8 protein-coding genes are annotated in these 6,623 nt (G+C 62.1%); all 8 read right to left on the reverse strand.

Annotated elements, in window-relative coordinates:
* Positions 1-785 (reverse strand): hypothetical protein (locus tag BM186_RS25645; protein WP_074919225.1); only part of this gene is annotated, 785 nt, incomplete at its 3' end.
* Positions 785-4,204: a tape measure protein gene (locus BM186_RS25650; protein WP_074919227.1), complete on the reverse strand. Its 3,420-nt coding sequence runs from the start codon at positions 4,202-4,204 to the stop codon at positions 785-787. The genes BM186_RS25650 and BM186_RS25645, both read right to left, overlap by 1 nt.
* Positions 4,205-4,280: 76 nt before the next feature.
* On the reverse strand, positions 4,281-4,724 hold the full coding sequence (locus BM186_RS25655) for a hypothetical protein (protein ID WP_083431653.1): 444 nt from the start codon (positions 4,722-4,724) through the stop codon (positions 4,281-4,283).
* Between the two features lie 63 nt (positions 4,725-4,787).
* On the reverse strand, positions 4,788-4,910 hold the full coding sequence (locus BM186_RS27025) for a hypothetical protein (protein ID WP_277622113.1): 123 nt from the start codon (positions 4,908-4,910) through the stop codon (positions 4,788-4,790).
* Between the two features lie 59 nt (positions 4,911-4,969).
* Positions 4,970-5,419: a DUF6631 family protein gene (locus BM186_RS26500; RefSeq protein ID WP_074919231.1), complete on the reverse strand. Its 450-nt coding sequence runs from the start codon at positions 5,417-5,419 to the stop codon at positions 4,970-4,972.
* Complete coding sequence (locus BM186_RS25670; protein WP_074919233.1) at positions 5,419-6,159, reverse strand: phage tail tube protein; 741 nt, start codon at positions 6,157-6,159, stop codon at positions 5,419-5,421. The genes BM186_RS26500 and BM186_RS25670 overlap by 1 nt, the downstream gene beginning before the upstream one ends.
* Before the next feature lie 3 nt (positions 6,160-6,162).
* Positions 6,163-6,375 (reverse strand): DUF7210 family protein, encoded by a 213-nt coding sequence (locus BM186_RS25675; RefSeq protein ID WP_074919235.1) that lies wholly within the window; start codon positions 6,373-6,375, stop codon positions 6,163-6,165.
* The coding region (locus BM186_RS25680) for a phage tail terminator protein (protein WP_455550119.1) at positions 6,372-6,623 on the reverse strand (252 nt) is incomplete at its 5' end. The genes BM186_RS25680 and BM186_RS25675, both read right to left, overlap by 4 nt.

Below are 6,623 nucleotides of genomic sequence, written 5' to 3' on the forward strand. Positions count from 1 at the left end.
ACCACGTAGTCGTGACTGTCCAGGGTGAATGTGTTCTCAACGGCATTGTTGAAGCCGCTGATATAGAAGATCCCGTCCAGGGCGCCCCAGAGGTTATTGACGTTGTCGTGCAGCTCGATCGGCAGAGGGTGATACACGTCGCCGGTATCGCGGATCTGGTTGGTGCCGGCGATCTGCGCATTGCCCCACGGGTAGCAGTAAGCGTTCAGCCAGTTGTCATTGCTGCGCAGACCGAGCCGTGCTGAGTTGCCCTTGTAGCCAATCGAGTGGTTGGCAGTGGTGTCGCTGAAGCGCAGCGTCGCGGCGCCATTGAGCATGCCGCTGCAAACAACCGGGTATGGGTACTGGCTGGGGCGGCCGTATGGCAGGCACTTGCCGACGTAGGCCGACTCATAAACCGGCGTGCCGACCTTCATCGCCAGCGCGATGCGCTGCGGGTTGAGGGTCAGCCAGTAGTCGATGCGGTTGTTGTGTGCCGGCACGCCGCTCAGGCGCGCGCCAGGTTGGCTATCAAAGGTGTTGCCCGGCACATACCCCGTAAAGACGGCAGCCAGCAGGTTGTAATAGTCGGCGCCTGCGTCCTGGTACGTGCGGAAACCAACGAAGATCTCCTCTTCGCCGGTGTAGCCCACGCCCTTAAGGATCAACTCGCGGTTGGCCGGTACCGTGTCATAGCGCAGCACCGTCCAGCCGTTGGCCGAGGCGAAGTCGCGGATGGTCTCCAGCATCTTGTAGTGGGCGAGCACGCCGCCCGAGTTGTCGACGAAGCCGATTTGATGGGGCATCAGGGGTTCAGTCCTAGTATTTGGCGGAACTTGCCGGGCTCTCGGGAGATGGCAACAGCGATTGCTTCGTTGCCGACCGGGCCGGACATCACGTCGCCGATCCGCTGCGGATCGTCGATCAGATAGAAGTTCTGGCTGTTCTTGAGCGTGGTACCCGACTCCTTAGCCGGCTCGGCCAGGCGGGTGTTTGCCAGCCCAGGCGAAGGCAAGGCCGGTGCCGGCACGCCGGCAAGGCCGCCGGTGTTGTGCCGCACGCGGTAGTCGTTGACTGCAGCCATGCCTCGGGCGTTGAAGTCGTGCAGAAAGTCGAGCGCACCTGGCTGTTTCACCACGGCAGCACGGGTGACGAACTCCCAGTCACTGAGCCATGCCGGGATGCTGTCGCTGGTGGTGGTGCCAGGGCCGGTAATATGGCCACCAGTCGACGCCGCCACAGCAGCGACGGAGGCAACGCCTGAAATCGCGTCGCTGGTCGAGCTTGCCGCTGATGCACCAATGATTGCCTGCGCCATTGCAGCGGCTGCTGTTGTACCCGCAGTTGTGATTGCGCCAGCCATAGCAGTCGCTGCTGCAGTACCACCGGTCGAGATCCCCGTACCCATCGCCGTGGCACCCGCAGTTGAAGCGGTCGTAATGGCCGTAGCAGTTGCAGTGGCGGCGGCTGTGTCGGCAGCTGCATCAGCGCCACTGTTGAGCAATCCACCCAGGCCATCAGCGAACATCTGCGCCAGGTTCTTCGAGGCCATGTCAGCCAACGAGCTGGCGATACTGGTGATAAAGGAGGTGGCCGCCTCCTGCAGATCCATTGTGCCGCTCGCAAGTCCCTTAAGCGCGCCCTGGATGCCCGTCTCGAAGCCGGCCTTCAGCGCATTGGTGAACTCGTTTGCCACCGTGCGAAGAGCGACGAGGCGGGTTTCCAGATCCTTCACGCGCTCCAGGGCGGCAGGATCACCAGTAGCAGCGGCCAGCTCGCGCATCTTCGGCAACAGCGCCTCGACCTGGTCAGCCGTAGCCTTGTTCAGGTCGAGGATCTGCTGACGCGCGCCAAGCTCGCTGACCAGGCCAGCCTGCTGCTGGGTGCTGATGGTCTGCTCTCGGCGACCCTGCTCGGCGAAGATGCGCTCAAGTTGCTGGTTGAGCTGGTCGAGCTGAGCCTTGGCCTGCTCGATGTTGATCAACTGGCCGACCAGGTTGGCGCCATCCGTGTTGCCGGCATCCTGCAGGCGCTTGCGCAGCGCGCCGTACTTCTTCTCGATCTCGGCCGCTGCAGCGTCGACGTTCTTGCCCGTGGCTTTCATCACGTCGATCTGCAGCTGGGCCAGCAATTGGGTATCGCGCTTGGCCTGCTCGTCGGCCTTCTTCTGCTTTTCGGCGGCATCGAGCACGGCCCATGCAGCACGTGCTCGAGTCTCCAGGGCGCCACTCAGGTTCCGCTGCTCCAGCTCGTACTCGCGCAGTGCGGCCTTGCCCTTGCCATAGGTAGCCGCCTCTTTCTCCAGCTGCTTGACCCAGTCCTCTTGCTGCTTGGCCAGGCGAACTGCGGCCTTGTCATCACCAGTCGGGGTGAAGGTGCCGAGGTTGGTCGGAGTAGGAGTACCAGGTGCAGATCGAGGAGCCGGTGCCGGCGTGTTGCTAAAGGTCTGCTGCAGCTGCTGCAGGCGTTGTAGTTCGGTCTGCGCCTCCTGCATGCGCTTCTCGAAGCGATCAACCATGTGCTGGGGATAACCGCCGTCAATCGCCTTGAAGTACGCCTCTTGAGCAGACTTGAGCGCATCGGCTTGGCGCTCGATCGCTTGCTCGACGCGCACAACGTCATCACCAGCTGGCCCGCCCAGGCGAGCTGCAGTCTCTTGGCCGAGCCAGCTGATGAAGTTAGTGGCTCCACCGATGCCGCGTGCGCTGAACTCGATCAGCTTGCCCATGGCCGTGATCAGCGTGTTCAAGCCATTGGTGATGGTCGGATCGCGCAGCACCGCCTGCAGATCGCGGATTGCAGAGGTGTATGACTCGACGAAACCAGCCTCGCCAGCCTGGATCTTGAACTCGGTCCAGGTGTTATTCAGGCGATTGATCTCGGCATTCAGGCCACCTGCCGCTGCCTGGGCAGACGGGCCATAGGCCTCCTGCAGGGCCGCTGCGAAACGCGGCAGGAACTGGCTGGCCGGGATCATGCCCTTTTCCAGCCACTGGCCGAGCTGCTGGGTGTTGGTGTCCAGCGCCTTGGCCGCCAGGGCGAACGCACCAGGAATGCGTTGGCCAAGCTGCATCACCAGTTCTTGGGTCTGCACCTTGCCCTTGCTGACCATCTGCTCCAGGGCGAGCAGGATACCGTTGGTCTCTTCCTTGGTCAGGTTCAGGGCAGTGGTGGCCGAGCTGACGCCTTCGAAGATCCCACGGATCGCTGTGCCCAGCTCAGGGGTTTCCTTGGCTGCCGCTACCAGGCGTGCGTAGGCCTGCGACGTGTTGAGCAGCTCCAGGCCGAGGCGCTCGGAGACTTCGCGCACGTACTCCAGCTCCTGCCTGGCCTGGGCGCTGGAGCCGGTAGCAGCCTGCAGGGTGGACTGCGCCTGCTGCCATTCGAGGTTGGTGTTGATGATCGCGCGACTGGCCGAGGTAACGCCGAATCCCGCAAAGCCAGTGACCAACAGGCCCTGCACGCGGCGGATAGTAGTGGTGAGGCTGTTCAGCTGCAGGTTGGTGCGCTTGGCCTCATCACCAATGCCCTGCAGGGCGTTGCGACGGTTGCGGATGGCATCCAGGGCGCGGCCATAGGCGTCGATATCCAGCCGGCCAGCCTTGAAATGCATGTTCAGCTCTCGCTCCTGGGCGTCGAGCTGGCTGAGTTCGCGTTCGGTACGATCGATGGTACCGAGCAGCTTGCGCAGGGCTGCATCCTGCTTGTCGGCTTCGGCCGCTGCTTTCGCCGTCTCCTCGGCGGCACGTCGCTCGGCCAGGGCGCGTTGTTCCTGGGCCCGCTCTGCAGCGTGGTAGGCGTTCATGGAGGCTGACTGCGCAGCAGCAGTCTCCTTCCAATCGGCATTGGTGTAGCGAATCGATTCGCTGAGTCGCTGATTACTGGCGGTGGCCTGGTCGCTGGCTTGTTTCTGCTGCAGGCTGGCTGCGACCACGGCCCGAATACGTGCGGCCTGCTGCTCAGCCGTTTCACCGAGGTGATTTAGCTCTTCACCGGAGGAGGCAGCGGTGGCACCAACCTGGCGGACCGACTCGGTCAGACCGTCGACCGTCGTCTTGGCCTTGCCGGCATCGGCACCGCTGCCCAGCTTGCCCAGGTCGCGGTTCGCATCCTTGGCCGAAGCGCCGACGCCCTCAACGGCATCAGCAAGATCAACGACTTCGCGGCGCCCCTGTTCCAGGTCGGTCTTGAGGCGAAGGGCGAGTTCCAGTTCTTTGTTGGCCATCGGGCGGGATCACGGCGTGGGGTTCGCTGCAATCCTCGCGCGCGCGTGGGCGGCTGTATTTTCGGCTAGCCGAAAATCAAAGCGTATTTATATAGCCTGTACCCATGCTTACACCGGCACCAATGACTTTGCCGGTTAACTCTCTTATCTGGTCCAGGACTCCAGCCTTAGCGGCCTCGGTAAGCTGCTCTCCAAGACTGGTTCCCGTGAGGGAGTCAGGCACCAGTTTCAAGGACTCCAGCCCTCGAACCGTAAGTACAACCTCGATTTCACCCATCAGGTTTCTGGACAAGACCTCAATAAAACCGGCCTTTTCTAGCCAATCCATCGTGTGCTGATAGAAGTCCAGTGCGGCAATAGCTTCCACCCCCATGTTTGCATCCTCAGAAGGAGGGCTTACTTCGAACACAGTGGAAATGTAGTCAGTCAGCATGATGCCGCGAGGAACAGGGAAGCTCTCGTACAGGTCGGCAAAGATCTTGCCAGCGAGGTGGTCAAACTTTTGGATGTTTGTGGCCATAGAAAACTCCTGATCGGGTGCGGGAACACTAGACCAGGAATTTGCTATGCAGCAACAGCGTTGCTACTTCAACAGCGCCTGCAGATGCTGCTCTGCATCCTTGCCCCCGGCGAACGCCATGTTGGCGTCTGTCAGGAACTCAGCGCGGGCACGTCGCTGGCGACGTAGCTCGGCCTCGTAGTACATCAGTAGCTGTCGCTCGGTCAGCTTGCCGATTCGCTCGGCGTCTCCGTAGCCGGCCGCGATCAGGGTTGCGTAGACGTCTGCCCAACGGTTGCTCTTGCTCGCTCCACCCGATCGGCGAAGATCCGGTTTCGGGCAGTGCGAATGTAAAAAGGGCCGTTGGCAGTCCACCACAGCATCATCAGGTGATAGCCATCGTCCTGGCTCAGCCCGACCAGCCATTCCACCTCGACGTCAGCCGCAACAGCGACCGCGTCGGTGATCACGTCCATGTGCTGGCCTAGCAGCCCGGTTACGGCAGCGACGGTCAGAGGCTGATCGTCCACCATCAGTTGCTTGAGATCCGCCAGAAACGGCTCAAGCATGCCCAGCATCTTCATGCCTTCGACGAAGCCATACTCCCGAACAACCACCTTGCGCCCGGCGATGGTCGCCGAGCGGTTGGGGTGCAAGACCTCCAGGTCGTTGGCGCCTTGCTCTTCCTTGGGCTTTCTGGCGACACGCGCACCCATCAGGCAGCGGCCTGCACAATGCGACCATAACCACCGAGCTGCGGGTCGCCAGCATTGAGCGGGTCATACAGCACGGTGCCAGTCAAAGGCAGGTTGCCCCACTCCTCGTGGATCAGGCCGAAGTCGCCCACCGGGTTGAACTTACAGCGGAACAGCTCGACGACCACCTTCTCCTGGTTGTCGGTGTTTATACCGTCCAGGATCAGCCAACGGTCAGGCGGCGTGGTGGTGAACATGGTCAGCGCCCGAGCTTCTGCATTCTCATACGCGGCGGTAACGGCTGGCGTTTGCGGCGTGAGCAGCTCGATCAAACCAGCAGAAGCGGACTCCACGCGGAAGTCGGTACCCTCAACCAGGGGAGTACTCGGTGCTGCAGTCAGCTCCACGTCGCTGACGAAAGGCTTGTTCAGGCGAATGATGTCGCCAGCAGCCAGCGGCGAAGGCAGCGCCTCACCGGTAACGGTACCGGTGGCGATCGCCACATCAGCGGCATACAGCGCCAGCGCCAGGTTGTAGAGCGTCCACTCGTCCAAAGTGAGGTTGAGCGTCGCGGTCTTGCCGCGTTGCAGCAGACCGTACTGCAGGCGGTTGCCAGAGAAACTCTCGGTCTTCGGGGTGGTTTCGGTGGCCAGCTGCAGAGTGCAGGCAGGCGCGTTACCCAGCCAGGTGACCTTGAGGGCTTTGCCCAGGGCCGAACGCTCAGCCAGGTGGATTTTGCCTTGGAAGCTGAAAAGGGACATGACTTACTCCTTGGCCGGTGCAGTAGTAGCGGGCTTGGCCGGATCTGCCACTTTTTCGTGGCGGATCAACCAGGCCTTTTCGCGCTCGGTGACCTCGATCTCGTCACCGGCCTTGCATGGCTTGTCGCGGTGGGTGTGATTGGCGATCAGCTTGACCTTCTCGGTCGTGGGCTCTTCAGCCTTGGCCGCCGGGGCGACTGGGGTGGTTTTGCTCATGAGGCCCTCCCGAGGGCGTGTTGGGTTTCGTAGATTTCGGTCCACAGCAAGGTATTGGCGTCGTACTCCATTGCCTGGCCCTGGATCAGTTGGCAGTCACGGGCACCGGCCAGGCCGGGCGGCACCCAGCCGATCAGCGCATCGCGCTGCGCGGCCAGCACTTGGCGCAGGTCATCCGCTGCGGCCTTGCCTTTGTTATCCGCGTAGTTGCGTACCGCCGTGGTCACACCGAAGCGCACCTTGGCCAT

The sequence above is a fragment of the Ectopseudomonas toyotomiensis genome (genome assembly GCF_900115695.1).
Taxonomy (GTDB): Bacteria; Pseudomonadota; Gammaproteobacteria; order Pseudomonadales; family Pseudomonadaceae; genus Aquipseudomonas; species Aquipseudomonas toyotomiensis.